At 68.4% G+C, this 24,576-nt stretch carries 21 protein-coding genes; 15 read left to right on the forward strand and 6 right to left on the reverse strand.

The window, feature by feature from the left end; translation table 11 throughout:
* Nucleotides 1-72: 72 nt before the first annotated feature.
* The 3 genes from ACQ3DC_RS03820 (at nucleotide 73) to ACQ3DC_RS03830 (ending at nucleotide 2,283) form a co-directional block, all read left to right on the forward strand.
* Nucleotides 73-849 carry a CHRD domain-containing protein gene (locus ACQ3DC_RS03820; protein WP_157241351.1) on the forward strand — a complete coding sequence of 259 codons (777 nt, stop codon included), beginning with the start codon at nucleotides 73-75 and terminating at the stop codon, nucleotides 847-849.
* Between the two features lie 21 nt (nucleotides 850-870).
* Nucleotides 871-1,557 carry a sortase domain-containing protein gene (locus tag ACQ3DC_RS03825; protein ID WP_323056786.1) on the forward strand — a complete coding sequence of 229 codons (687 nt, stop codon included), beginning with the start codon at nucleotides 871-873 and terminating at the stop codon, nucleotides 1,555-1,557.
* Between the two features lie 69 nt (nucleotides 1,558-1,626).
* Nucleotides 1,627-2,283 carry a hypothetical protein gene (locus tag ACQ3DC_RS03830; protein WP_323056785.1) on the forward strand — a complete coding sequence of 219 codons (657 nt, stop codon included), beginning with the start codon at nucleotides 1,627-1,629 and terminating at the stop codon, nucleotides 2,281-2,283.
* A gap of 45 nt (nucleotides 2,284-2,328) precedes the next feature.
* On the opposite strand, the gene ACQ3DC_RS03835 is transcribed toward ACQ3DC_RS03830, so the two are convergent.
* Nucleotides 2,329-2,997 carry a PAS and ANTAR domain-containing protein gene (locus tag ACQ3DC_RS03835; protein ID WP_323056784.1) on the reverse strand — a complete coding sequence of 223 codons (669 nt, stop codon included), beginning with the start codon at nucleotides 2,995-2,997 and terminating at the stop codon, nucleotides 2,329-2,331.
* Nucleotides 2,998-3,272: 275 nt separating this feature from the next.
* On the opposite strand from ACQ3DC_RS03835, the gene ACQ3DC_RS03840 reads away from it, so the two are divergent.
* The 4 genes from ACQ3DC_RS03840 (at nucleotide 3,273) to ACQ3DC_RS03855 (ending at nucleotide 7,146) form a co-directional block, all read left to right on the forward strand.
* Nucleotides 3,273-3,608, forward strand: a complete 336-nt coding sequence (locus ACQ3DC_RS03840; protein WP_430751586.1) for a heavy-metal-associated domain-containing protein — start codon at nucleotides 3,273-3,275, stop codon at nucleotides 3,606-3,608.
* Between the two features lie 53 nt (nucleotides 3,609-3,661).
* Nucleotides 3,662-5,797, forward strand: a complete 2,136-nt coding sequence (locus ACQ3DC_RS03845) for a heavy metal translocating P-type ATPase (RefSeq protein WP_430751587.1) — start codon at nucleotides 3,662-3,664, stop codon at nucleotides 5,795-5,797.
* 84 nt (nucleotides 5,798-5,881) lie between these two features.
* Nucleotides 5,882-6,451, forward strand: a complete 570-nt coding sequence (locus ACQ3DC_RS03850) for a hypothetical protein (protein WP_421092551.1) — start codon at nucleotides 5,882-5,884, stop codon at nucleotides 6,449-6,451.
* Between the two features lie 74 nt (nucleotides 6,452-6,525).
* Nucleotides 6,526-7,146, forward strand: coding sequence for a DUF305 domain-containing protein (locus tag ACQ3DC_RS03855; protein ID WP_157241343.1), 621 nt, complete (start codon nucleotides 6,526-6,528; stop codon nucleotides 7,144-7,146).
* Between the two features lie 286 nt (nucleotides 7,147-7,432).
* Here ACQ3DC_RS03855 and ACQ3DC_RS03860 read toward each other — a convergent pair whose 3' ends face one another.
* A complete protein-coding gene (locus tag ACQ3DC_RS03860) occupies nucleotides 7,433-8,653 on the reverse strand; it encodes an FAD-dependent oxidoreductase (RefSeq protein ID WP_430751588.1) in 1,221 nt (406 codons plus the stop codon).
* Nucleotides 8,654-8,794: 141 nt separating this feature from the next.
* Here ACQ3DC_RS03860 and ACQ3DC_RS03865 point away from each other — a divergent pair, with 141 nt between their 5' ends.
* The 5 genes from ACQ3DC_RS03865 to ACQ3DC_RS03885 all read left to right on the forward strand — a co-directional run bounded on the left by ACQ3DC_RS03865 (nucleotide 8,795) and on the right by ACQ3DC_RS03885 (nucleotide 14,543).
* Complete coding sequence (locus ACQ3DC_RS03865; protein ID WP_430751589.1) at nucleotides 8,795-9,457, forward strand: low molecular weight phosphatase family protein; 663 nt, start codon at nucleotides 8,795-8,797, stop codon at nucleotides 9,455-9,457.
* Between the two features lie 208 nt (nucleotides 9,458-9,665).
* Nucleotides 9,666-10,787, forward strand: a complete 1,122-nt coding sequence (locus ACQ3DC_RS03870) for an LCP family protein (RefSeq protein ID WP_430751590.1) — start codon at nucleotides 9,666-9,668, stop codon at nucleotides 10,785-10,787.
* A 188-nt stretch (nucleotides 10,788-10,975) separates the two neighbouring features.
* Nucleotides 10,976-12,652 (forward strand): alkaline phosphatase D family protein, encoded by a 1,677-nt coding sequence (locus ACQ3DC_RS03875; RefSeq protein WP_430751591.1) that lies wholly within the window; start codon nucleotides 10,976-10,978, stop codon nucleotides 12,650-12,652.
* Between the two features lie 183 nt (nucleotides 12,653-12,835).
* Nucleotides 12,836-13,621 carry a histidine phosphatase family protein gene (locus ACQ3DC_RS03880; protein WP_430751592.1) on the forward strand — a complete coding sequence of 262 codons (786 nt, stop codon included), beginning with the start codon at nucleotides 12,836-12,838 and terminating at the stop codon, nucleotides 13,619-13,621.
* Nucleotides 13,605-14,543, forward strand: a complete 939-nt coding sequence (locus ACQ3DC_RS03885) for an NAD(P)H-hydrate dehydratase (RefSeq protein ID WP_430751593.1) — start codon at nucleotides 13,605-13,607, stop codon at nucleotides 14,541-14,543. Before ACQ3DC_RS03880 ends, ACQ3DC_RS03885 begins: the two co-directional genes overlap by 17 nt.
* Nucleotides 14,544-14,786: 243 nt before the next feature.
* Here the strand turns inward: ACQ3DC_RS03885 and ACQ3DC_RS03890 are convergent, their stop codons facing one another.
* The 3 genes from ACQ3DC_RS03890 to ACQ3DC_RS03900 form a co-directional block, all read right to left on the reverse strand.
* Nucleotides 14,787-15,209 (reverse strand): Hsp20/alpha crystallin family protein, encoded by a 423-nt coding sequence (locus ACQ3DC_RS03890; protein ID WP_323056776.1) that lies wholly within the window; start codon nucleotides 15,207-15,209, stop codon nucleotides 14,787-14,789.
* 483 nt (nucleotides 15,210-15,692) lie between these two features.
* The gene (locus ACQ3DC_RS03895) at nucleotides 15,693-17,306 is read right to left on the reverse strand and encodes an FAD-dependent monooxygenase (RefSeq protein WP_430751594.1); all 1,614 of its coding nucleotides are present in this window, start codon (nucleotides 17,304-17,306) and stop codon (nucleotides 15,693-15,695) included.
* The gene (locus ACQ3DC_RS03900) at nucleotides 17,303-17,869 is read right to left on the reverse strand and encodes a hypothetical protein (RefSeq protein ID WP_430751595.1); all 567 of its coding nucleotides are present in this window, start codon (nucleotides 17,867-17,869) and stop codon (nucleotides 17,303-17,305) included. The genes ACQ3DC_RS03895 and ACQ3DC_RS03900 overlap by 4 nt, the downstream gene beginning before the upstream one ends.
* A gap of 224 nt (nucleotides 17,870-18,093) precedes the next feature.
* Here ACQ3DC_RS03900 and ACQ3DC_RS03905 point away from each other — a divergent pair, with 224 nt between their 5' ends.
* Complete coding sequence (locus ACQ3DC_RS03905) at nucleotides 18,094-20,325, forward strand: S9 family peptidase (protein ID WP_321214294.1); 2,232 nt, start codon at nucleotides 18,094-18,096, stop codon at nucleotides 20,323-20,325.
* Nucleotides 20,326-20,412: 87 nt separating this feature from the next.
* Here ACQ3DC_RS03905 and ACQ3DC_RS03910 read toward each other — a convergent pair whose 3' ends face one another.
* Nucleotides 20,413-20,865: an SRPBCC family protein gene (locus tag ACQ3DC_RS03910; protein ID WP_430751596.1), complete on the reverse strand. Its 453-nt coding sequence runs from the start codon at nucleotides 20,863-20,865 to the stop codon at nucleotides 20,413-20,415.
* A gap of 283 nt (nucleotides 20,866-21,148) precedes the next feature.
* Between ACQ3DC_RS03910 and ACQ3DC_RS03915 the strand changes: the two genes are divergently transcribed.
* Both ACQ3DC_RS03915 and ACQ3DC_RS03920 read left to right on the forward strand, forming a co-directional pair.
* Nucleotides 21,149-23,728 (forward strand): AMP-binding protein, encoded by a 2,580-nt coding sequence (locus ACQ3DC_RS03915; RefSeq protein WP_430751597.1) that lies wholly within the window; start codon nucleotides 21,149-21,151, stop codon nucleotides 23,726-23,728.
* Between the two features lie 173 nt (nucleotides 23,729-23,901).
* Nucleotides 23,902-24,576: a peptidoglycan-binding protein gene (locus tag ACQ3DC_RS03920; protein WP_421092567.1), complete on the forward strand. Its 675-nt coding sequence runs from the start codon at nucleotides 23,902-23,904 to the stop codon at nucleotides 24,574-24,576.

Below are 24,576 nucleotides of genomic sequence, written 5' to 3' on the forward strand. Positions count from 1 at the left end.
AGGAGCGGCGCCGAATCACTCCTGTCCCTCAACTGGGACAACCATGTCACTTGTATGAGGAGATGCTTTCCGATGAACAAGACACTTCGTTACCTCGCTGTTCCCACCCTCGCTCTGGGGGCCCTTGCCCTTTCCGGAGCCCCAGCCATGGCCCAGGACGGCGCTAACCACTACCAGTCCACCCTGGGCCAGATCAACGGCAGCGCAGGCTCGGGCAGCATCACCCTTGATGTCACTGGCAACCAGGCCCACGTTGTCCTCAAGGTTTCGGGCCTGCCCGCCACCTTCATGGATGCCCCGTACCCGCACGTTCAGCACATCCATGGCGGAGCCCAGGGAACCTGCCCGGGCCCTTCTGCCGACAAGGACGGCGACCAGGTCATCTCCACCACCGAGGGCGCCCCGTCCTACGGCGGCATCGTCACCACCCTTTCCACCAGCGGCGACACCAGCCCCGCCGCAGGCCTTGACCTGAAGGTCGGCGGCCAGGGCGCCGCATACACCGTCGACCGCACGTTTGAACTGAATGCCGAGACCAAGGCGGCCCTCCAGGCAGGCACCGCCGTGGTGGTGGTCCACGGCCTTGACCCCGCAACCCTCAGCGCAGCCGGCCAGGCGGCAAAGAGCGACCTCGCACCCACCCTCCCGCTGGCTGCCACGTCCCCGGCCCTGTGCGGGACCCTGGTGGCCGGACAGATGAAGATGCCGTCAGGCGGCGCTGACACCGGCATTCCCCAGGAAACCGGCACCGGCACCGCAGCCCTCGCGGCGGGCGGTGGCCTCGCCCTGGCTGCCCTCGCCGGCGGCGCCTACGTGGCACGCCGCCGCAACTCCGGATCAGCCGCGTAACTACAGGCTGACTGGATCACCGTGACTGACACGAATTCCGGCCGCCGCGGGGGCGTTGGGGCCTCCACGGCGGCCGGGCTTCTGCTCGCCTTGGCCCTGGGCGGCTGCGGCTCCGGCATGACCGGAACGTCCGACGCCGGCGCCCCACCTTCCGCGGCCGTCGACTCTCCCCCGCCCGCCCCGGCTGCAGCGGCACCTTCCGTGTCCACCCCCGCAGCGGCCGTGCCTCCTGCCGCAGGACCTGCGGCCCTGGCCCGGTCCGAGCCGGTTACCCTGGAAATACCTGCCATCGGAGTGCGGACCGACCTCCTGAAACTCGGCCTGCGGGAGAACGGATCACTTGAGGTCCCCCAGGACAGCGGGAACGGTGCCCCGGCCAGCTGGTACAACGGATCCCCCACCCCTGGCGAACGCGGACCATCCGTCATTCTGGGCCACGTCAACTCGCCCAACGGACGCGGCGGCGTCTTCGCGGACCTCCGCAAGCTGGTCCCCGGGATGGACATCGCCGTTTCCCGCGCTGACGGCAGCACGGCCGTCTTCACCGTTGACCGCGGTGCGCTCTACGGCAAGGACAGCTTCCCCACGCTGGAGGTCTACGGAAACACCTCCGGCCCCGAACTGCGGCTGATCACCTGCGATGGCTACGATCCCGCCACCGGGCTCTTCGACGACAACTACGTGATCTATGCCAAGCTCAAAGCCTGACCCGCTTCCAGGCAAACACCCACCTACGGCCGTAGGATCCGGAACGGATGCGGCCAGGACGGAAGAGCCATGACTAAACGCTTCCCACTGTTCGCCGCCCTGGCACTCTCTTCCCTGCTGCTCGCAGGCTGCGCGGCGGCGGCGGGGTCGACGGAAGCCGGGGCGGGAGCGCCGTCGTCGAACACCCCTGCCCCCGCCGCCGCGCCATCGGGTGCCTCGCCCTCGCCTCAGCAGGACGGCCACGCCGGGCACCACGGCGGCGGCCCCGCGTCCCCGCGGGACGCCAGCAGGGTACCCAGCGAGGCAGCAAGGATGGTGTGCGGGGACCAGCCGATGGACCGGCTCACCGCGATCCTTGACCTTGGGGATGACCCCCATACTGTCGAAACATGGGCGGACAGCACCTTCACGTGCATCTACCACCTGGACGAGGGCGCCCTGGAAATCTCCGTCAGGGAGGCGCCGGACCAGGCGGCGGCGCTGACTTACTTCGACGCCATGCAAGCCCTTGCGGTCGGCGCCGTGCCCATTGATGGACTGGCCAACCTCGGTTTTCCTGCCTACGAGACCGCTGACGGCTCAGCAGTGTTCCAGAAGGACAACTTCGTGCTGCAGGTGGACGCATCAGGCCTGCCGGGAACCGTGGGTCCGGATGCCGTCAGCCGCAACGCCCTGGCCTACCAGCTATCCACCACCATCCTGGCGTGCTGGGTGGAACACCACTAGCGGCTCGCGCTTTATCCCAGCGGGCCGCGTGTCCCGGGAAACCTGCTAGCCGGCCTGCTGGCGAACCGGCCTCCGCTGCCCGTCCATCGCAATGGCCTTCACAGCCGTTTCCAGGTAGTTGCGCGATTCCGCGGAGTTGGCCAGCTGCACGAGCTCCGCGGCGACCACCACCAGCTTCACGTTCCGGTGGCTGCTGGTGCTGACCAGCATCTGGAAGGCATCCTCCGACCCCATCTTCAGCTGGCCCATGAGGATGCCGCGTGCCTGGTCAATCACCGTGCGGGTGGAGGTCGCCCCGGCCACCGCATCCCGCGCCGTCTGCTCGGTTTCGCGCTGGAGCGTCGCGGTGAGGTCGATCATCACCCCTTCCAGGGCTGTGACCCTGCCGTCGTGCACGATCCCGTCGCCGGAGGTCAGAACACGCCGGGTCCGCCCCTGGGCATCGATAACGCGGTGGTACATGCAGAAGTAGCCGCCGGTCCGGACAACCTGCGCAACAATCTCCTCGCACCGGGGCCTGTCCTCGGGATGCTTGTGGGAGAACAGCAGTTCGAGGGTGGGCACAACTTCGCCCCGCCGGTATCCGTGCAGCTGGAACATGCCGTCGGACCAGTGGATCTTCCCCGACGCAAGATCCACGTGGAAGGTTCCGGCACCGCAGGGGCTGTCCCCCAGTGCGCTTGAGTAGGTGTAAGGGCCACGGAGTTCCGTCACGGGCCACCCCCCTTGTAGCAGTCGTCCGCGGGCCGTCGGCACGCACTGCTCCAAGTATTGCCGCCCGGAGACGCGCCGGATAGTGCCCATAGCCCCTTTCCCCCGGCCGGGGAACAGGCAAAGAGCTTGACCGCTATACCCCCTAGGGGTATATTCAAGGTGTTGTCAGTGAAGTGGTATGTCCCGGCCGGTGCCCGCACCGCCATCACAGCCGTTCAACCCCAGCACCCTGGTACTCCAGCAAGGAATCATCCTTCACAAGGAATGGAACTGACATGTTTGACATTGAAAACCGGACCGCGCTCCCCCTGGCCTCCAGTGCCGGCTGCAGCTGCTGCTCCCCTGCCGCACACGCACACAAGGCGCCAGCCGCCGTCGAAATTTCCGACGCCGGCACAGGCTCCCGGCGGACGTTCGCCGTTGAGGGCCTCACCTGCGGCCACTGCGTCCAGACCGTCGAGAAGGCCGTCTCCGCCCTTGACGGCGTTGAATCGGCATCCGTTGACCTCGTGCCGGGCGGCCGTTCCGGCCTCACCGTGACAGGCACCGTTTCGGACGCGGCGGTCCGGCGGGCCGTCATCTCGGCCGGGTACTCCCTGGCTTCCAACTGACTTTCCAGCCGGGGCTGATGGCCCCGGCTGCGGCGTCCTCCAAGGAGGAACATATGGAACACCTGCAGGATCACCAGCACATGCACCATCACGACGACGGCCCCTCACGCGGGACCCTCACCAAACCCGCGGCTCCCCCGGCTGCCGGCGGGCTTGGCGGCCACGCCCGCCACGACGACGACCACGCCGTCCACACCCACGGGCAGCACGCCGGGCACAGCACGGCCATGTTCAAGAACAGGTTCTGGCTCACGCTGGCGCTGTCCGTCCCCGTGGTCTACTTCAGCCCCATGGTGGGCCACATCCTGGGCTACATGGCGCCCGTATTTCCCGGCTCAGCCTGGATCCCGCCCGTCCTGGGCACCGTCATCTTCCTGTACGGCGGCCAGCCATTCCTGAAGGGCGGGCTGCAGGAGCTGAAAGACCGCCGGCCGGGCATGATGCTCCTGATCGCCATGGCCATCACCGTGGCGTTCGGCGCCTCCTGGGTTACCAGCCTGGGCCTGGGCGGGTTTGACCTGGACTTCTGGTGGGAGCTGGCGCTGCTGGTGGCCATCATGCTGCTGGGCCACTGGATCGAGATGCGCGCCCTGGGGGCGGCCCAGGGCGCCCTGGATGCCCTCGCCGCGCTGCTGCCCGACGAAGCCGAACGGATCACAAGCACCGGAACGGAAACCGTTCCCGTCTCCGAGCTCCGGCCCGACGACCTGGTCCTGGTCCGCTCCGGCGGCCGCATGCCGGCCGACGGAACGGTGGTGGACGGGCAGGCGGAATTTGACGAGTCGATGATCACGGGCGAATCGAAGACCGTGCCGCGCGGCCCGGGCGATCCCGTGGTGGCCGGAACAGTCGCCACGGATACCAGCGTCCGCGTCCGGGTGACGGCGGTTGGCGAGGACACGGCACTCGCCGGCATCCAGCGCCTGGTGGCCGAGGCGCAGTCATCGTCCTCTCGGGCCCAGGCGCTGGCCGACCGTGCCGCGGCCTTCCTGTTCTACTTCGCTGCCGGCGCAGGCGTCATCACCTTTATCGCGTGGACCCTGATGGGCAGCATCCCGGAAGCCGTGACCCGCACCGTCACCGTCCTGGTCATCGCCTGCCCGCATGCACTGGGCCTGGCCATCCCGCTGGTGATCGCCATCTCCACGGAGCAGGCTGCCCGCGCCGGGGTCCTGATCAAGAACCGGATGGCGCTGGAACGGATGCGGACCATCGACGTGGTCCTCTTCGACAAGACCGGCACCCTCACCACCGGCGAGCCTCAGCTGGTGGACGTTGCGGCCGCTGACGGCGTGGGTGCAGACGAGCTGCTGGCCCTGGCCGCCGCGGTCGAGTCGGACAGCGAGCACCCTGTGGCCCGGGCCATCGTCCGCGCAGCCCGGGAACGCAACCTGACCCTGCCTGCCGCCGCCGGCTTCACCTCGCTGACCGGCCGCGGCGTCCGGGCCTCTGTGGACGGGCGCACCGTGCACGTGGGCGGGCCCGCCCTCCTGCGCGAGCTTGGCGCCGTCGAACCCTCCGCCCTGGCCCGGTCCACCCGCGGGTGGATGGACCGCGGCGCTGCCGTCCTGCATGTCATTGACGACGGCGGCCGCGTGCTGGGGGCAGTCAGCCTCGAGGATGCGGTGCGGACGGAGTCGCGGCAGGCGGTTGCTGCCCTGCAGAACCGCGGCGTGAAGGTCGGCATGATCACCGGCGATGCCCGGCAGGTGGCGCAGGCCGTGGCCGCGGACCTGAAGATCGATGAGGTGTTCGCGGAAGTCCTGCCGGCGGACAAGGACAAGAAGGTGGCCGAGCTCCAGGCCCGCGGGCTGAAAGTGGCCATGGTGGGCGACGGCGTCAACGACTCGCCGGCGCTGGCCCGCGCCGAGGTGGGCATCGCGATCGGCGCCGGCACGGACGTGGCCATGGAGTCTGCCGGGGTGGTGCTGGCGGGGAACGATCCGCGGGCGGTCCTGTCCATGGTGGACCTGTCCCGGGCCAGCTACCGCAAGATGTGGGAGAACCTGGTGTGGGCCACGGGCTACAACATCCTGTCCGTGCCGCTGGCCGCAGGCGTCCTGGCGTTCGCCGGCGTGGTCCTCTCCCCGGCCGCGGGCGCGGTCCTGATGTCCGCATCCACTATCGTGGTGGCTTTGAACGCCCAACTGCTCCGGCGGGTGAAACTCAACCCGTCCGAGGTACGTTGAACGTGCAGGAGCGGCCCTGGTGAAGACCCGGTCCGGCAGAAACCAGTCCAGCAGCAACCTGTTCAGCAGAAAGGAGGAAGCAGCATGACCGCACGCACCCGCGTCCTGTCGGCCGCACTCCTCCGCGCGGGACTGCTGGCTGCCGTCCTGGCCATCGTGGCCGGGATCTTCGGAATGCACGTCATGACCGCCCACTCGTCGCACGCGGGGCACGCCGCCGTCGTCCAACCCCAGGCGGCACAACCTGCCGCTGCACAACTCCCCGGCGGGCACTCCGCCGGGGACGCCGCCGTCGTGCATTCCCTCGCCGGGGACACAGGCGGGCACCCCGCCGTCGGGCACCTGGCCGGGCACCCCGCCGTCGAACACCCAGCCGTCGAACAGGGCTCAGGACAGGCTCACGGCGCCGCTGCCGGATACCAGGCCGCAAGACCAACTTTTTCGGCCGCAGAATCCTGCAGTTCCGGCTGCCCGGGCGCGCAGGAAGCCGGCGCGCCCTGCATCCCGCTGGCCAAGACCGCTTCGCTCGCCGTTGTCCCGCCCCAGGCCGGCACCGCCGGGCCCGCGCCCACAGCCATCGCCCGGGGCGCCGTCGGGTACTCGTACATCCCGGCAAGCCCCACACCCTGCGACCTGTCCATCAGCCGGACGTAAGCGGACTGCGCCGCGTGGCTCTCCACGCACGATTGGCCCAGTTCACATTACTTCCCTGAAGGACACCCCAAAAAATGAACACGAACCTCAAAACCCTTACCATCGCCGCTGCCCTGGCGGCCTCGCTCGGCCTTGCCGGGTGCGCCGCCGGCTCCGGAAGCTCCGGCGGAAACACCATGCCCATGAACCACGGCAGCTCCGGCCCCATGGCCAGCATGATGCCGGACGCCAGTGCGGACCATAACCAGGCGGACATCATGTTCTCGCAGATGATGATCCCGCACCACGCGCAGGCGGTGGAGATGAGCGACATGATGCTCGCCAAGCCGGACCTGCCCGCGGAGGTCACCGCGCTGGCCACCAAGATCAAGAACGCCCAGGCGCCCGAGATCGAGACGATGACCGGCTGGCTCAAAGAGTGGAACGTGCCCGTCATGATGTCGGACCACTCGGGACACGGCATGGGCGGCATGGTGGACTCCCAGGGCCTGGAGAAGCTCAAGGCCGCGCAGGGAACGGAAGCCGTCCGACTTTTCCTGGAGCAGATGATCGGACACCATGAGGGCGCGATCGACATGGCAAAGCAGGAGATCGCCGCCGGCAAGCACGCCGGGTCCATCCAGCTCTCCCGGGATATCGTCACGTCCCAGGAGGCTGAGATCGCCCAGATGAAGGAGATGCTGGCCGCGCTCTAACCTGCCCCTCCCTCCCGACGCTCTCTCACTTAATGGGCGAAAATTGGCCAACGCTCTCTCACTTAATGGGCCATATTGGCCGATGCTCTCTCACTTGACGGGCCATCTTGGCCAACGCTCTCTCACTTGACGGGCCATCTTGGCCGACGCTCTCTCACTTTCCTTACGAAAGTGAGAGAGCGTCCGCTGTAAAACCGCGTTAAGTGAGAGAGCGTCCGCTGTAAAACCGCATTAAGTGAGAGAGCGTCGGTTTGGGACGGGACGCAGGGGCCGGCCCCCGTTGCAGTCAGGCGCCGGGCCTGACGTGCTCGGGACGGATTCCGACGCCGATGAACCGGGCAGTCATCCGGCGCAGCAGGGGCGAGGCGAACCGGAGGAGCCCGACGAACCAGCGCGGCGCGACGCTGTCGCCGGCGGTTGCCCGGACAATGGCCTTGTGCCCGTTGCGCTGGAGCATCTGCATCACCTTCACCGGCTTCTCCCTGCGCCGCTGCACCGCCGCGAGCTTTCCGGCCGGCGCGGTCCCGGCCGCAAGGTCCCCGGAGATGGCGTTGAACAGCGCAACGGCATCCTGGATGGCGAAGTTCACGCCAACGCCGAACATCGGGGACATCGCATGGGCGGCGTCGCCGATCGCGATGAATCCCGGACGGTACCAGCGGCGGAGCCGGTTGATCTGGACCGAAAGGAGCTTGATCTGGTCCCAGTCCACGAGGGTGGTGACGACGGGGCGCAGAACAGGAGCCGCGTGGCTGATCCTGGCCCGGAGCGCCTCCAGCCCTGCCGCACGAAGCTCGTCGTACCCGCCCTTCCGGATGACCATGCCCGACTGGTACCTGTCGCCGCGGTCGATGGTCAGGACCATGCCTTGGCGGGAGATGTAGCCGAGGGTTGCCGGCGGCGGTTCCGGCGGTTTGGGCAGGCTGAACCAGAGAACGTCGATGGGCACGCCAAACTCGTCGGGAGTCATCCCGGCCGCGGCGCGCAGCCCGGACGCCCGCCCGTCCGCAGCTACGGTGAGCGTCGCACGGATCTCAAGGTCGTCGTCGTCCGCTGTCGCCGCCCGTACGCCGCGAACCTCGTCCTGCTCGACAATGAGGCCGGTGGCTTCGGTGAGCATGCGCAGCTCGAAGTTGGGAAACGCCGACGCCTCGCCCGCCAGGAAGTTCAGGAAATCCCACTGCGGCGCCAGGACCAGGAAGTTGTCGGGCTCCGGGAGGGTCCTGAAGTCCACGATAGTGAAGCGCCGGCCGTCCATGACGACGTCCATCGCGGGCAGGCGCGTGAGCGGCAGCTGCAGGAATTTTTCCCGCAGCCCGAGCTCGCCCAGCAGTGTCACGGTGGAAGGATGCACGGTGTCGCCGCGGAAGTCACGAAAGAAGTCGGCATGCTTCTCGAGCACTGTAACGCGCAGCCCCGCGCGTGCCAGCAGGTAGCCGAGCACCATCCCGGCCGGTCCGCCGCCGGCAATGACGCAGTCACGCTCGATAACTTTCTCCACGGTCATATCATCGTGCCTCCTGCCCGGAAAGGTGAGAGAGGGTTTCCCAAAAACCCGCATCAAGTGAGAGAGGGTCCGGGTGATGCGTGTTAAGTTGAAATCCGCGGGCTGGACGGTCCGCGCACCGGCTGGAAAGAGAAAATCCCCTTGGACACGTCCGAACCAGTAAAAATCCTGACCGTCTGCACAGGCAACATCTGCCGCTCGCCGGTGGCCGAGCGGCTGCTGCAGGCGGGACTGGACCAGGCGGTGCCGGGCGGTTTCGTTGTGGCCAGCGCGGGCACCCGGGCCATGGTGGGCGACCCCATGCAGCCCCTCTCCGCGGACATCGTCCGCACCTTCGGCGGGAACCCGGACAACTTCGCCGCCCGCCAGCTGACCCCGAAGATCCTCCGCGGCGTGGACCTGGTGCTCACCATGACCTCCGCACACCGCGGCGAGGTGCTGCAGCTGGACGCCTCCTTCCTCAAACGGACGTTCACCATCCGCGAGTTCGCCCGCATGCTCGACGTCCTGGACCAGCGCGCAGCAGCGTCCGGGGGCAGCGCGCCCGCCAGGGATGATGACGACGACGGCGGCTGGCTGGGCGCCAACACCGCCTTCTGGAAGAGCCTCCCGGCACGGGCCGCGGGGGTGCGGCACCTGTCCTTGCCCGCCGACGCCGCCGAGAACGACATCGTCGACCCCTACCGGCGCGCGCCCGAGGTGTACCGGCAGATGGAGGACGAACTGGCGCCCGCGATCGTCTCCATCCTCCGCCACGCGCGCCTGAACGCACCGGCTCGCGGGACACGTGCGGAGTCGCCGTAGCGTTCGGGCGGTCCCGCACCTCTCCGGCGACCCCGGCACTTCTCCCGGCGGCGACGTTCCCGCCTGACCGCGCTGCCGCCGTCGTAATCAAGCGTGATTCGTCTGACCCCGTCAGGCGACGCAAGGTGACAGTTTGGACAACTTTGTAGCCAGCAGGGCCTCGGCTGGCGGACACTGATCCCACCCATTCACAAAGAGGTGAGGCACAATGAGCACGCCTGACGGTTCTGACCCCTCCGGCCCCAACGCATCCGCGTCCGCCCCCGGTCCCCACAACGGCAGCTGGGTGGCGCACGGCCGCCGGCGCTGGATAGCCGCACTGCTGGCGCTGGTCCTGGTGGCCGCCGCCGTCGTCGCAGTCATCAGCCTCAACCGTTCCGGCACGGAGGCGCAGCCCGCCGCGACGCAGAGCGAATCGCCGTCCCCGTCGGCAACCCCCTCGGAAACTCCCTCCGAAACGCCGCCGCTGGCCCCTGCTCCCCCGCCGCCGCCCGAGCCGATCCCGGAGCTGCCTGCGGCGCCCATGAACGTGCTGGTCATCGGCAGCGACAGCCGTGCCAGTGCTCGGGACGCCGCAGCCCACACGGCGGCAACCGGCGAGGCCATGGACCACCGGTCGGACACCCTCATGCTGGTCCACGTCCCCGCCGACCGCAGAACCCTGTTCATCATCTCCATCAACAGGGATACGTGGGTGGACATCCCGGGCTTCGGCGGCGCAAAGATCAATGCCGGGCTGCAGTACGGCGGCATCGACATGACCACCCAAACGGTGCAGTCACTGTTCGGGATCACCATTGACCACACCGTTATGCTGGACTTCCACGGCTTCCGGGGCATGGTGGACGGGCTGGGCGGGATCGACGTCAACGTGCCCATTCCGTTCCAGTCCACGCACGACACGGGGCACGTCTTCGGTCCGGGCGTGAACCACCTGGACGGGCAGTCCGCGCTGGAGTTCGCCCGGGAGCGGTACGCATTTTCCGACGGCGACTTCCAGCGCGTGCGCAACCAGCAGATCCTGCTCAAAGCCATCCTGGCCCGCCTGACCGGCGGGGGCGGCCTGAACGACGTCAACGCCGTGCGCGGTCTGGTGGATTTCGCGTCCTGCTGCCTGACCGTGGACCGGGGCTTCGACCCCGTGCAGGCTGCCATCCTTGCCTACAGCCTGCGGAACCTGGACGTGAACGCGATCGGCACCATGACCCTGCCCACGGCGGGCTCCGGATTCATCGCGGGCCAATCGGTTCTATTCCCGGATTACGGGGCAATCAACGCCGTTGGGGCTGCGCTGCGGGAGGGGCGGATCGGGGAGTTCGCGGTTCCGTAGCCGGCTGAGGCCGCGGGCATTGGCGGACGAGCGGCCCTGCCCCGCATGAGCGGTGCCGGGCAACACCGTTCCTGCGGTCGAGGGCCGCTCGTCCGGCTAAGGGGCCCACCTGGCTGTTCAACCGGGGCTCACCCGGGGTTCACCGGCGGGAAAACGTCTGTGCGCCCGGCCCCTGGAGGCTGGACGGCATGACTGACATTTCACGCCGCACCATCGTCAAGGGATCCGTCCTCGCTGCCGCACTGGCAGCCACACCCGCCGCCGCCCAGGCCGCCACAGTGCAGTCGCCGGCCGGCGTCGCGTTGGTCCGGAACCGGCTCACCCTGCCCAGCGGCATCGCCACCGGAGACGTCACCTCCGATTCCGCCGTCCTGTGGTCACGTTCTTCCGGCGCCGGGCGGATGACCGCGGTGCTGCGGGCCGTGGACGACGGCGGCGAGGTCCTCCGCGGCCGCGGCGCCTTTGAGCGCGTCCTCCGCGGGCCCCGCGCCACCCAGGCCTCCGACTTCACCGCCAAGATCCATGCCGGGAACCTGCCCTCCAACACGCGCTTTGCACTGGAGATCAGCTTCGAGGACGACGGCGGCGCGGCCGGCGAGACTGTCAGCGGCAGCTTCCGCACGGCTCCCGACGCCGGGACGTATAACGGCAACGGCCGCACCGGTGACACAAGCAACGGCGGCGAGGTGCCGGCGTCGTCCGCCCAAAGCTTTGTGTGGACCGGCGACACCGCCGGCCAGGGCTGGGGCATCAACGAGGAAATCGGCGGGATGCGCGGCTACCGCGCCATGCACCAGACCCGTCCGGACTTCTTCATCCACTCCGGCGACACCGTCTACGCCGACGGCCCCATCACGGAAACCGTGGTGGAGAAGGACGGGCAGGTGTGGCGGAACCTGGTCACGGAGGAGGTGTCCAAGGTGGCCGAGACGCTCACGGAATTCCGCGGCCGGCACCGCTACAACCAGATGGACGCCAACATGCGGGCCATGTTCGCTGACGTCCCCGTCATCGCCAACTGGGACGACCACGAGACCACCAATAACTGGTACCCCGGCGAGATCCTGGACGATCCCCGCTATACCATCCGCGACGTCAACACCCTTGCCGCCCGCGGCCGCCAGGCATGGCAGGAGAACATGCCCATCGCCGATTCCGCAGCGCTGTGGCGGCCGGGTACGTTCGACGACGCCGGCCAGTACCAGCCCGCCCGCATCTACCGGAAGATCAGCCGCGGCCCGCAGCTGGACATCTTCTGCCTGGACATGCGGACGTTCAAGTCCCCCAACACGGACGGCAAGGAGCCATACGCCACCTCGATCCTGGGCCAGGAGCAGGTGGACTGGCTGATCCGCGAGGTGACCAAGTCCAAGGCCACCTGGAAGGTCATCGCTGCCGACCTGCCGCTGGGCATCATCGTGGGCGACGGGCCGGTCAACCAGGAAAGCGTCTCAAACCGCGACGCCGGTGCACCCCTGGGCCGTGAGCTTGAGATCGCCGGGGTATTGAGCGCATTCAAGCGCAACCAGGTTAGGAACGTGGTGTGGCTGACCGCCGACGTTCACTACTGCGCCGCGCACCACTACTCCCCTGAGCGTGCGGCCTTCACCGACTTCGACCCCTTCTGGGAATTCGTGGCCGGGCCGATTGCGGCGGGTTCATTTGGACCGAACAAGATGGACGGCACGTTCGGGCCCGAGGTGGTGTTCTCCAAGGCGGGCAAGTTCGCGGGAGAGTCACCGCGCAACGGCGAGAACCAGTTCTTCGGTCACGTGCAGCTGGGCGAAGACAACACTTTCACGGCAAGCCTCCGGAACGCCAACGGCGCCACGGTGTTCTCCAAGGTGCTGACGCCGGAGCGGTAAGCCGGCGGGCATTTCCGCGCCTGATCCGGACAGCCGCGCCCCGGGCCCCGGGAGCGGGTGTCCGAATCGGGCGCGGATTTCCGTTGCGGGCGCGAGATGCCGGCCGCCGTCACCCGTTATTTTCCCCGCCCGCTGGGTACGCCGCTGGTAGTGTTCCTGCAATCGGAACGGCACGCAGACGGGGTGATTCTCTTGAACGACGACGGGCTGACAGAGGCTGTGCAGGAAGCCGGGGCGGTGGAACTGCTACTGGTCCGGCACGGCGAGAGTGAAGGCAACGTTGCCGCCACCGAGGCCCGGGAGGCAGGGGCGGCGGTCATCGCCGTGCCGGCCCGCGACGCCGATGTGAACCTGTCCGACATTGGGCAGGAGCAGGCCAAGGCCCTGGGCGCGGCTTTGGCCCGGACCGCCGAGGAGTTCCGGCCGGACGCCGTGGTTTCCTCGCCCTATGCACGTGCCCGTCAGACGGCGGAAATCGCCGTGGAGGTGGCGGGCTGGCCCGTGAAGGTGCGCACCGATGAACGGCTCCGGGACCGCGAACTGGGCATCCTGGACCGGCTCACCCGGCTGGGCGTGGAGCAGCGTTACCCGGACGAGGTGGAACGCCGCGAATGGCTGGGCAAGCTGTACTACCGGCCGCCGGGCGGGGAATCCTGGGCGGACGTGGCCCTCCGGCTGCGCTCCGTCCTGGCGGAACTGAACAACCTCGGCACCGGGCATCGGGTGATGCTGGTGTGCCACGACGCCGTGATCATGCTCTTCCGGTACGTGCTTGAAGGGCTGAGTGAAGCAGAACTCCTGGACCTGGCGGACACCACCTCGGTCCTGAATGCCTCCCTGACCCGCTATGTGCGGCCCTCCGGCGCCGGCCGCTGGACGCTCGAAAGCTTCAATGTCGCGGACCACCTGACCGAGCAGGGCGTTGCTGTGACCGAACATGCCGGGGACGCCAGTGTCCACCCGCGGTGAGGCGGGCGCGGCCGGGGCCGCGCAGCCAGCCCTGGTGACGCCGTCGCTCCTGCGCGACTGGCCGCTCCCTGCCGCCGGCGAGGACAAGTACTCCCGCGGATCGGTATTGGTGGTCGGCGGGGCCCGGGCGACTCCCGGTGCGGCCCTGCTCTCCGGTGCTGCCGCCCTTCGGGCCGGCGCCGGGAAACTCACCCTGGCGGTCGCGGAATCGGTGGCTGTCCACGTGGGCGTCGCGCTGCCGGAGTGCGGGACAGTGGGCCTGCCGGAAACCCCCGGCGGGTCCGTAACGGCCGAGGGACTGGACCTCATTGCCCCGTACCTGGACAAGGCAGATGCCGTACTGGTGGGTCCGGGCCTCGATGACCTGGACCTGGCCGAGGAGCTGCTCCGGGCGCTGCTCGGGCGGGAGGCCGCCTCCGGGAAAGGGAACGACGGCGGAGGTCCCGCCGTCGTCCTCGATGCCTACGCTTTGGGTGCTTTGGCCAACGTGGAGGACCAGTCCGGTCCGTGGAAGGGGCGCCTGATCCTGACGCCCAATCCCAAGGAGGCTGAGATCCTGCTTGGCCGCGGGCTGGAGGACCTGCCTGCTGATGTCGCGGAGATTGCCGAACGGTACCAGGCGGTGGTGAGCTGCCAGGGCCTGGTCGCGAGGCCGCCGGGTGATGCTCCGGAAGAGGCGGAGCTCTGGAAAATCACCACGGGGTACGGCGGGCTGGGGACCTCAGGCAGCGGGGATGTCCTGGCCGGTGCCATCGCCGGCCTTCGCGCCCGGGGAACCAGTGAAGCCCAGGCTGCGTGCTGGGGCACCCATCTTCATGCGGCTGCTGCGGACAGGCTTGCCAGCCGGCTGGGACCCCTGGGCTTCCTGGCGCGCGAACTCGCGGACGAGCTGCCCGCGCTGATGCTGGAACTCAACACCTGATCCCTCCAGGTTAAAAGCAACGCGGGGTCACTTACGGTCCATCCGACGTGGTTTTTTGCGCGATAGGTGACCCCGCGTTGCTTTCTCCGGGCATGAGACGACCCCCGGCCGAAGCCGGGGGCCGCCATACCGGGAAGTGCGGGTGTAGGCTGCCGGTGCGCTTTAAGCGCTGTGGCGTGCATACTGTGCAATCCGCCCTAAAGGCAGTCAGCAAATCCCCGACTTTCCGATCCTGTGTTGAAGCTAGGCGGCAATCTCTTGCTTGGCCCCCTTCGTCTCAATTTCAATCTTGCGCGGCTTGGCCTTTTCGGCGACAGGAATCCGCAGCGTCAGGACACCGGCGTCGTACGTAGCCTTTACGTTGTCAGTATCCAGGGTGTCCCCAAGGATCAACTGGCGGCTGAACACGCCGCGCGGCCGCTCGGAGGCGATCAACTCGGTGTCCTTGCCTGCAGGGTCGGGGCGCTCGGCCCGTACCGTCAGGACGTTCCGTTCCACATCCAGATCCACAGAATCCAGTGCGACGCCGGGCAGATCAAAGGCGACGACAAATTCCTGGTCCTCCCGCCACGCGTCCATCGGCATCGCTGCCGGGCGCGCCGCCGTGCCGAGGACCTGCTGGGCCAGCCTGTCCAACTCGCGGAACGGATCAGTTCGCATCAACATGGCTTCCCTCCTCGTAAGAGACGGTCCAACACTTTTCCGCATCAGCCGATCTGTATTGGCTGATATAGATTTTTTATCACTGAGGAATCAGGTCTGCAAGGGGTTCCGAAGGGTATTTTTGAAGTTTTTTGCGGCCTCGCGGGACATGGGTGAGGGGCCCATCGCGGTACGCGAAGGCCCCTCAGATACTGCTTGTCAGCTCCGCGTCGGGTCCGGCCGCAGCGGCGCCGGGCCCGGATCCGGCACCGGCAGCGGGCCCGGGGGTTCCGGTGCGGGGAACGGATTGGGAGCCGGCGGGCCCGGGTGGCCGGGGTGGGCTGGATCTGGCTGGTCCGGGCCTGGTTCCGGCGGGAACGGCTCGGGCTCGTGCACTGGCGGGATGGTCATGTGACGTTCCCCTCTCACGTTTGATGGACGTGCCTTGGCGTGAACAGGATACGCCCGCCGCCTCAAGCCCACTAGGCCGGCGGCCCGCCGTTCCCGTCAGTCCGGGACGGCACCCACCAGCCGGAGCCAGGCACGCAACTGGTGCAGGTCCGACTCCCCGCAGCGGAAACCGACATGGCCGTCCGGGCGCACCGCAACGATGCCGCGGCCGGGATGGCTGCTGAGCCGATGCACATGGACCTTGCGCCCTGAAAACGCGAGCTCCGCGCCCGCCACATCCCAGCCGGCATCATGCTCCAGCAGAATGTGGACGCCCGGCGCGGCCGTCAGCTCGTGAAGGCGGGCGGGCTGCCCGCCGGTGGCTGCCGGCGCGTCCGGGAGCCGGTCCCCCGGCCGCGGCCACCGTGCTGCGGGCGGGGTGCCCTCCAGCGATATGCCGCTGTTCCGGTAGCGGACAAAAGGCTGTGCCAGCAGCCTGATGCCGGCAGACGTGAGGCGCCGCCGGCGCAGCAGCACCGGCAGCAACGGCGCGGAAACCGGAAGGAGGCCGCGGAGCAGGCGCGCAAGGGGGTGGGGTGACGCTTCCCCGAAAAAGATGACGTGGGTCAGGGCCAGCACGCGCCGGGCAGCGAGGCGGCGCTCGTAGTCATAGGAGCCGAGCAGTTCCGGGTGCGTCCCGCCGTCGGAAGCGAATCCAAGCTTCCAGCCAAGATTCAGCGCATCAAGGATGCCGTTGTTCATCCCCTGGCCGCCCGCCGGCGAATGGGCGTGCGCGGCGTCTCCGGCCAGGAACAGGTTCCCGCTGCGGAACCTGCTGGCCACTCGGTGCTGCAGGCGGACCTGTGCGGACCACCGCACGTCCCGCACCGTCGCCTCCAGCCCCGACCCCTGGACGAGCCGGGCCACTTCCCCCGCCGGGACTGCCGGCCCCAGCTGCCCGAACGGGCCGGCGGCATGCGGGTCTGCCGTGCGGGTGGCGAGCAGCCGCCACGTGGCGCCCTCGCCCAGGGCGAAAAGGAACGCAAGCCCCGCGCTTCCCACAGCGACATGGAGGAGTCCGGGGTCCAGCGGGCCATCGAGCTCCAGGTCGGCCAGGACTGCCTCCACCCGGTACGGCGCCCCGCTCCACTCGGCACCGACGAGCCCGCGCACGGTACTGGATTGCCCGTCGCATCCGGCGAGGAAGCGGCATTCGTGCTGCTCCAGGCCCTGTTCGTGCGGGTTGCCAAGGGTCCGGTTCGCCCCGGGGAAGTTGCCGTCCGCCAGCCGCAGGTCGGCGCGCAACGCTCCGCCCCTGCCCGGGAAGGCGGCGAGGCCACGGAACTCAACGCCCCAGTCCACCGGCACGTCCCGGGCTTTGAGCGCGCGCCACAGAACGTCTTCGACGTCGGCCTGACGGACCAGCGTCAGGTGCGGGAAGGCCGTGTCCGGAAGGTCTGCGTGGCCAAGCCTGGCCTGCACCACCCGCTTGCCGAGGTGGATGCGTGCCTCCGGGGTGGTGTCCCCCCGGCTGAGCAGTTCGTCCGTGACACCCAGCGGCCGGAGGCCCTCGAGTGCACGGGCGTGGAGCATCATTGCCCGGGAGGGGCGCACCCGTTCCGCCCGCCGGTCGACAATGCGTACGGTGGCTCCGTGGGCATGCGCCTGGAGCGCAGTTGCCAGGCCTGCAGGACCGGCGCCCACCACCAGGACGTCGCTGTGGACGGTCATGGGTGGCCAAGGAGCCGCCACCAGGCCGGGCCGGCCCCTGCGGCGGCAGCTTCCATCCGGGCCGGGTCTGCGAGCGCCTCATCCCGGCGCAGCCCGGGCAATACTTTGTACCTGATCGAGCCCGGGACGCTCACCAGTTCCAGCACCCGCCACAGGGATGCCGCGTAATGGTGTGCCCTTTCCGCGCCATCCCATTCGTAGAAGCCCCGATACACTCCGCGGTCGTCATGCGCGCACCAGAGCTTTGACACGAAACCAGGAAACCCGACGAAGAGCGGCGTGTTGAGCAGGCTTTCGGCTTCGAACAGGCGGTGCGCCCTGCCCCGCACCAGCCTGAGCCTGAAGGCGACAACGAGGGTGCACGGCTCCCCGGGCGCGGCTCTGACGGCCGTTTCCCGGTACACCCGCGACGTGCTGCCGTCCGCGAACTGCAGGACGCGTCCCACGTTTTCCCCGGGCAGGTGGACCTGCCGCCGGGCCAGCATCACGAAGCTCCTGCCCACACACCCGGCCACCGCCCGCCAGGCCTGGGCCCTGGGGGCCGGACCTTGTTCGCTGGACATTGCCGCTCTCCTTCCGCGCCCCCTGGTGTCCGTCCGGTCTGTCCCTCCACTCCCTCCACCGTCCCGCACACCGGTCCCCGCCCCTAGGGTCTTTGGCCCTTTTCACCCCGCACCGCTGCCGCGCGCACCGCCGTCGGACGCCCTTTACTCCCGGGCCGGGAGGCGGCGATCCCCCGGTAGCGAACGGCCGGATAATTGTCGGCGCGGATCTATATATTGAAGGAATGACCCAGACTCCGCTGCGGGACTCCGCCGCCACTGCCGCTCCCACACCGCCGGTTGCCAAGAAGATCCCGTCCGAACGTGTCCACCACGGGGACGTTTTCGTGGACAACTACGAGTGGCTGCGGGACAAGGAATCCGCCGAAGTGGTGGCGCACCTGAAAGCCGAGAATGCCTACCAGGAAGCGGTCACCGCACACCAGGAGCCGCTGCGCGAGGCCATTTTCCAGGAGATCAAGGGCCGCACCCAGGAAACGGACCTCTCCGTGCCGCACCGCAAGGACGGCTGGTGGTACTTCAGCCGCTCCGTGGAGGGCAAGGAATACGGCATCCAGTGCCGGGTCAGGGCCGCGGACACCGGGGACAAGGTTGCCGACTGGACCCCGCCCGCCGTCCAGCCCGGCGTCGAAATCCCCGGCGAGGAAGTCCTGCTTGACGGCAACGTGGAGGCGGAGGGCAAGCCGTTCTTCTCGGTGGGCGGCTCGGCCGTAACCGTGGACGGCACCCTCTACGCCTATGCCGTGGACAACTCGGGGGACGAGCGCTTCACCCTCCGCATCAAGGACCTCAGCACCGGCGAGCTGCTGCCGGACGTCATCGAGAACATCTTCTACGGCGTTGCCTTCTCCCCCGACGGCACCCGGATTTTCTACACAATGGTGGATGATTCCTGGCGCCCGTACCAGGTGAAGGCGCACGTCCTGGGCACGCCTGTGGCCGACGATGTGGTCATCTACCAGGAGGACGACGCCGCCATGTGGCTGGGCTTCGAGCTCTCAGCTGACCGGCGCCACCTCGTGCTGGGCATCGGGTGCTCGGAGTACAGCGAAACCCGCCTGCTCCGCTTTGACGACCCCGCCCAGGAACTCACCACCGTGATCTCCCGGAACGACCACGTGCTCTATGAGGCCGAGCCGTTCCTGCTTGCCGGGCCGGACGGCGAAAAACGCGAGCGCATCCTGCTGACGCACAACCGCGGTGCGGTCAACTCCATGGTCTCCCTGGCGGACCCGGCGGAGCTCGCCAAGCCGCTGGCAGAGCAGGCCTGGGTCACCGTCGTCGAACATTCCGACGACGTCCGCATCAACGGCGCGGGAGTCACCTCCACGCACTTGGTCGTCTCCATCCGCAAGGACACCATCGAGCGCGTGCAGTTCATCGGTCTGGCAGGGCTGGGGACGCCCGCCCAGGAAGAACCCGTGGAGCCGGCCTTCGATGAGGAGCTCTACACTGCGGGCGTAGGCGGGTCGGACTACGAGGCCCCGGTCATCCGGCTGGGCTACACGTCCTACTTCACGCCGTCGCGCGTGTACGACTTCGTGCTGCCCACCCCGCAGCAGCCCGCGGGTGAGCTGCTGCTGCGGAAGGAAAGCCCGGTCCTGGGCGGCTACGACGGCAGCGACTACGTCGCCACCCGGGAGTGGGCAGACGCCGCGGACGGCACCAGGATTCCGCTCTCCGTACTGCGGCACAAGGCCGTGAAGCAGGACTCGACGGCGGCCGGCCTGGTGTACGGGTACGGCTCCTATGAGCTGAGCATGGATCCGGGCTTCGGGATCGCGCGGCTGTCGCTGCTGGACCGCGGCGTGGTGTTCGTGATCGCCCACATCCGCGGCGGCGGGGAGCTGGGCCGGCACTGGTACGAGGACGGCAAGAAGCTCACCAAGAAGAACACGTTCACCGACTTCATCGACGCCACAGACTGGCTGGCCGGTTCCGGCTGGGTGGATCCTGCGCGGATCGCCGCCCTGGGCGGATCGGCCGGCGGCCTGCTGATGGGGGCCGTGGCGAACATGGCGCCGGAAAAGTACGCAGTGATCGTGGCGCAGGTGCCGTTCGTGGACCCCCTGACCAGCATCCTCGATCCCGAGCTGCCGCTATCCGCCCTGGAGTGGGAGGAGTGGGGCAACCCCATCACCGATCCCGCGGCCTACGCCTACATGAAGTCGTACTCCCCCTACGAGAACGTCAGGGAGGCGGCGTATCCCAAGATCGCCGCCGTCACCTCCTTCAACGACACCCGGGTCCTGTACGTGGAACCGGCCAAGTGGGTGCAGGAGCTGCGGAGCAAAACCACCGGCACCGAGCCCATCCTGATGAAGATCGAGATGGACGGCGGGCACGGCGGCGCGTCCGGCCGCTACGTGCAGTGGCGGGAACGGGCCTGGGACTACGCCTTCATCGCCGATTCCCTCGGCGCCACCGAGCTGCTGCCCGGCGCCGGCCTGAAGTAGGACGACGCCGTACGCCATCGACTGCTCCGATATTGCCGTTTAGAGCCTCCAAAGCGGCGTTATCGGAGCAATCGATGGGGTAACCGCTCAGGACTGTGGATGCTCCGCCAGCCACTCGGCCAGCGTTTCGAGATTGGCGCGGACGGTCCTTCCCTGGGCCCGTTCCACCAGCGGGTCGGCCAGCTTGCCAAAGATGCCGCCCAGGCCGGACGCGGCCTCGATCCGCTCGGTGACGCGGGTGCCGCCGTCGGCCGGTTCGAGCGTGATGGTAATGGTGAAGTCCAGTTTGCCCTCGACGGAACGGGACACCATGCGCCGGGGCGGATCAAACTCAGTGATTTCGGCGGTCCAGTCGAACTGCCGCCCCATGATCTGGCTGGTTCCGCGGCCCCGTGAACCCACGCCCAGCGGGCCGTCACCGATCTGCCCGGACGAGGTGACCGAGGAATCGTAGACGGCGATGTTCTCGAATTTCGACAGGAAGTCAAAGACCTCCTGCTGCGGCCGGGGAATGACGACGGTTTCTTCCACAACAGGCATTGGATTCTCCTTGGACAACGGCCTGGTGCCGGCCCGGCTCGGCCGGCAGGTAGGCACAGCGCCAGCTTGGCCCGACGGCTTTGGGCTGTCAAGACGCTGCCGGAAAGCTCACCCTCGTGGTTCATCGACTGCTCCAATAAAGCCCTTTTGAGCCCCCGGAACGGCGTTATTGGAGCAGTCGATGGGCAGTTCCGCGGAAGAAGGCACCCCCCTTTTATTTCTCCATCCGCTTTTCTTAACGCCCGATTTTAGTAAGGTAAGGCTGTACTAATAAGATTGCCGGATGACCACGCAGCTTGATTTCGCGCGGGTTTCTTTCGCTGCCGATCTTGCGCGCTACGGAAACCGGCCTGCCATCCTTGCCGACGGGCTGACGCTGACCTACCAGGAGCTGGCCGCCCGCGTCGACAGCTTTGCCCGGAGGCTGGGCACCGAACGGCGACTCATCGCCCTTGCGGCGTCCAACGACGTCGAATCGCTGGTGGCCTACCTTGCCGCCCTGGCGTCCGGCCACCCGCTGATCCTCCTCCCGGAGGACAAGCCGGCTGCCCTCGAATCCCTGGTGGCGGCCTACGACCCCGACGTCGTGGTCCGCTCCGCGAACGGCGAGTGCGTCCTGGACGAACGCCGGCCCGGGACCCGGCACACCCTGCATCCGGACCTTGCCCTCCTGCTCAGCACGTCCGGCTCCACGGGCTCCCCCAAACTGGTGCGCCTCTCCCACGCCAACCTGCAGGCCAACGCCGAGTCCATCGCTACGTACCTGCGAATCACGGCTGAAGACCGGGCCGCCACCACCTTGCCGATGTCGTACTGCTACGGCCTCTCGGTCATCAACAGCCATCTGCTGCGCGGCGCCGGCCTGGTCCTGACCGGACTGTCGGTGGTGGATCCGTGCTTCTGGGAGCTGTTCCGGCGGGAAGGTGCCACGGCGTTCGCCGCCGTTCCCTACACCTTTGAGCTGCTGGAGCGCGTGGGCTTCGCGGACATGGACCTGCCCACCCTGCGCTACGTCACCCAGGCCGGCGGCCGGCTCGCCCCGGAATCCGTCCGGCACTACGCGGAACTGGGCCGCCGGCAGGGCTGGGAACTCTTCGTCATGTACGGCCAGACGGAGGCCACGGCCCGGATGGCGTACCTGCCGCCGGACCTTGCCGCCGCCCATCCCGGCGCCATCGGCGTGCCCGTCCCCGGCGGAGACTTCCGCATCGAACCCGTGCCCGGACTGGCCGACGGCGAGCTCGTGTACACCGGGCCCAACGTCATGCTGGGATATGCCGAGACCCCGGAGGACCTGGCACAGGGCCGCACCGTCACCGAGCTCCGCACCGGCGACCTCGCGGTGAAGAACGCCGCGGGCCTCTACGAGGTGCGCGGGCGGCGCAGCCGGTTCGTCAAGATCGTGGGACTGCGCGTTGACCTGGGCCAGGTGGAACGCCTCCTGGCGGACCTCGGCGTGCACGCGGCGAGCGCCGGAACGGACCAGGGGCTCGTCGTCGCCGTGGAGGGAACCCACGACACCCGGCTGCTCACCAAAGTCCTCGCCCAGGGCCTCGGCCTGCCCCGCGCCGCCGTCGACATCCATGCAGTGGCGGAACTTCCCCGCCTGGCCACCGGCAAGGTGGACTACCCGGCGGTGGCCGCGCTCTCCGCAGCTGCCCCGGACAACGCGGCTGCCCCGGCAACAGCCGCGGACAAAGCGGCCCCGCACAACCGCACCCCGGACAGTCGCTCCCCGCAGGAGCCGCAGGGAACCGCGGCCGGGCCGGACACCGTCAGGCGCATCTACGAGGACACGCTGGAGCAGACGGACATCGCGGACACGGACACGTTCGTCTCGCTCGGCGGCGACTCCCTGTCCTTCGTGGCGGCCTCGGTCCGGCTGGAGCAGGCCCTGGGCCACCTGCCCCCCGACTGGCATGTCACGCCGGTCCGCGACCTGGAGCCGCGCCGGCCGGACCGGCCCGCCCGGACCCGGCTCGCACGGCTCTTTGCCCCCACGGACACCAGCCTGGTCCTCCGGGCCGTGGGAATCTTCCTGATCGCCGGCACGCACATCGGCCTGTTCAACTGGCAGGGCATGGCCCACGTGCTGATTGCCGCGGCCGGGTTCAACTTCGCACGCTTCCAGCTCTCCGGCGAAAGGCTGCCCCGCCTGCGCCGGCAGCTCACCAGCGTGGCCCGGATCGCCGTGCCCAGCATGGTGTTCATCGCCTTCGCCTACCTGGTCACCGACCACTACGGCCTGGTCAACATCGTGCTCCTCAACGCCATCCTGGGGCCGGAGCAGGTGACCACGCAGTGGCATTTCTGGTTCATCGAGGTGATCGTCTACATCCTGCTGGCCATGACGGCCCTGCTCTCCATCCCGTGGCTGCACCGCGCGGAACGCCGATTCCCGTTCATTTTCCCGCTCATCCTGTTCGGCGGCGGCCTCCTGACCCGGTACGAACTCGTGGAGCCGGGTGTGCCGTACACCGTTCCGGCCCTCTGGCTCTTCGCGCTCGGATGGGCGGTGGCCCGGTCCCGCAACCTCGCCCAGCGCTGCATTGTCTCCGCCCTGGCCGTCCTCACGGTTCCGGGGTTCTTCGAGGACGCCAACCGCGACGTCACGGTGATTGCCGGCATCCTGCTGCTTGCCTGGCTGCCCGCCCTCCCCATGCCGCGGGCCCTGGGCCGCGTGACGGTCCTGCTGGCCAGCGCCTCCATGCACATCTACCTCGTCCACTGGCTGGTCTACCCGCCGCTGGCGGGCCTGGGCCTTCCGCTCGCACTGGCCGCCTCCCTGGCGGCAGGCGTGGCCTACTGGGCCTTGTGCAACAGGGTTGCCGGCGCCGCCCAGCGTTTGCGCGCACGGACCTGAGCGGACGACGGCGGCCCTCCTCCGCCGTCGCCCGTCACCTTGTGCCAAGCCGCACCATGGGCGGCGCTGGACACGGATGTATCCAATAACACTAATCATGCTTACTATTGTCTGGCGCTGGCTGCCCGCTGGGGGCAGGCCAACCAGCGCCGTACGTGGAGGTTTCTGTGAGCATGGAAGAAATGCGTCCCCTGACCGACGACGAACTAATGGCGGAACAGGGAACCGCTTTGCCGGACAAGGAAGTTGCCTCTGTCCTTGACCTGAATGCGGACCTGGATCTTGGCATCGATGCGGCGGCACCCATCGATCTCGCCGTGGCCGCCAATGCCAACGTGGCCGCGCCGATCGACGCCGCGGCGTCCGCCAACATCCTCTCCTACGGCTCCGATGCCCAGGCGCTGGCCGACCAGGGGGTGATGATCGAACAGGGCATTGTGGCTGACGCCAATGCGGCTTCCGCCCAGGACAGCACCATCGACCAGTCGGACGACACCGTCGGCGACGGCACGGTGGAGGACGGCGCGGCGGGCACCGGGACTACGGAGGCCGGCACCGCCCTGCCGGACGTCGGCGCGCTGCCGGTGGACCCGGCCGCCGCACTCGACGGCGACCTGCTCAACGTCAACGTGGACCTTGCCGCCGACGCGGACATCGCGGCCCCGATCAACGGCGCAGTGGCCGCCAACGCCAACGTGGCCGCGCCCATCGATGCCGCGGTTGCCGCGAACATCGGCTCCATCGACAGCCAGGCATACGCCGTGGCCGAACAGGATGCCATCATCTCCCAGCACATCGAGGGCGAAGCCAACGCCACTGCCGACCAGCAGTCCGACCTCCGGCAGTAA

The organism is Paenarthrobacter sp. NEAU-H11 (assembly GCF_050573415.1).
Lineage (GTDB): Bacteria > Actinomycetota > Actinomycetes > Actinomycetales > Micrococcaceae > Arthrobacter.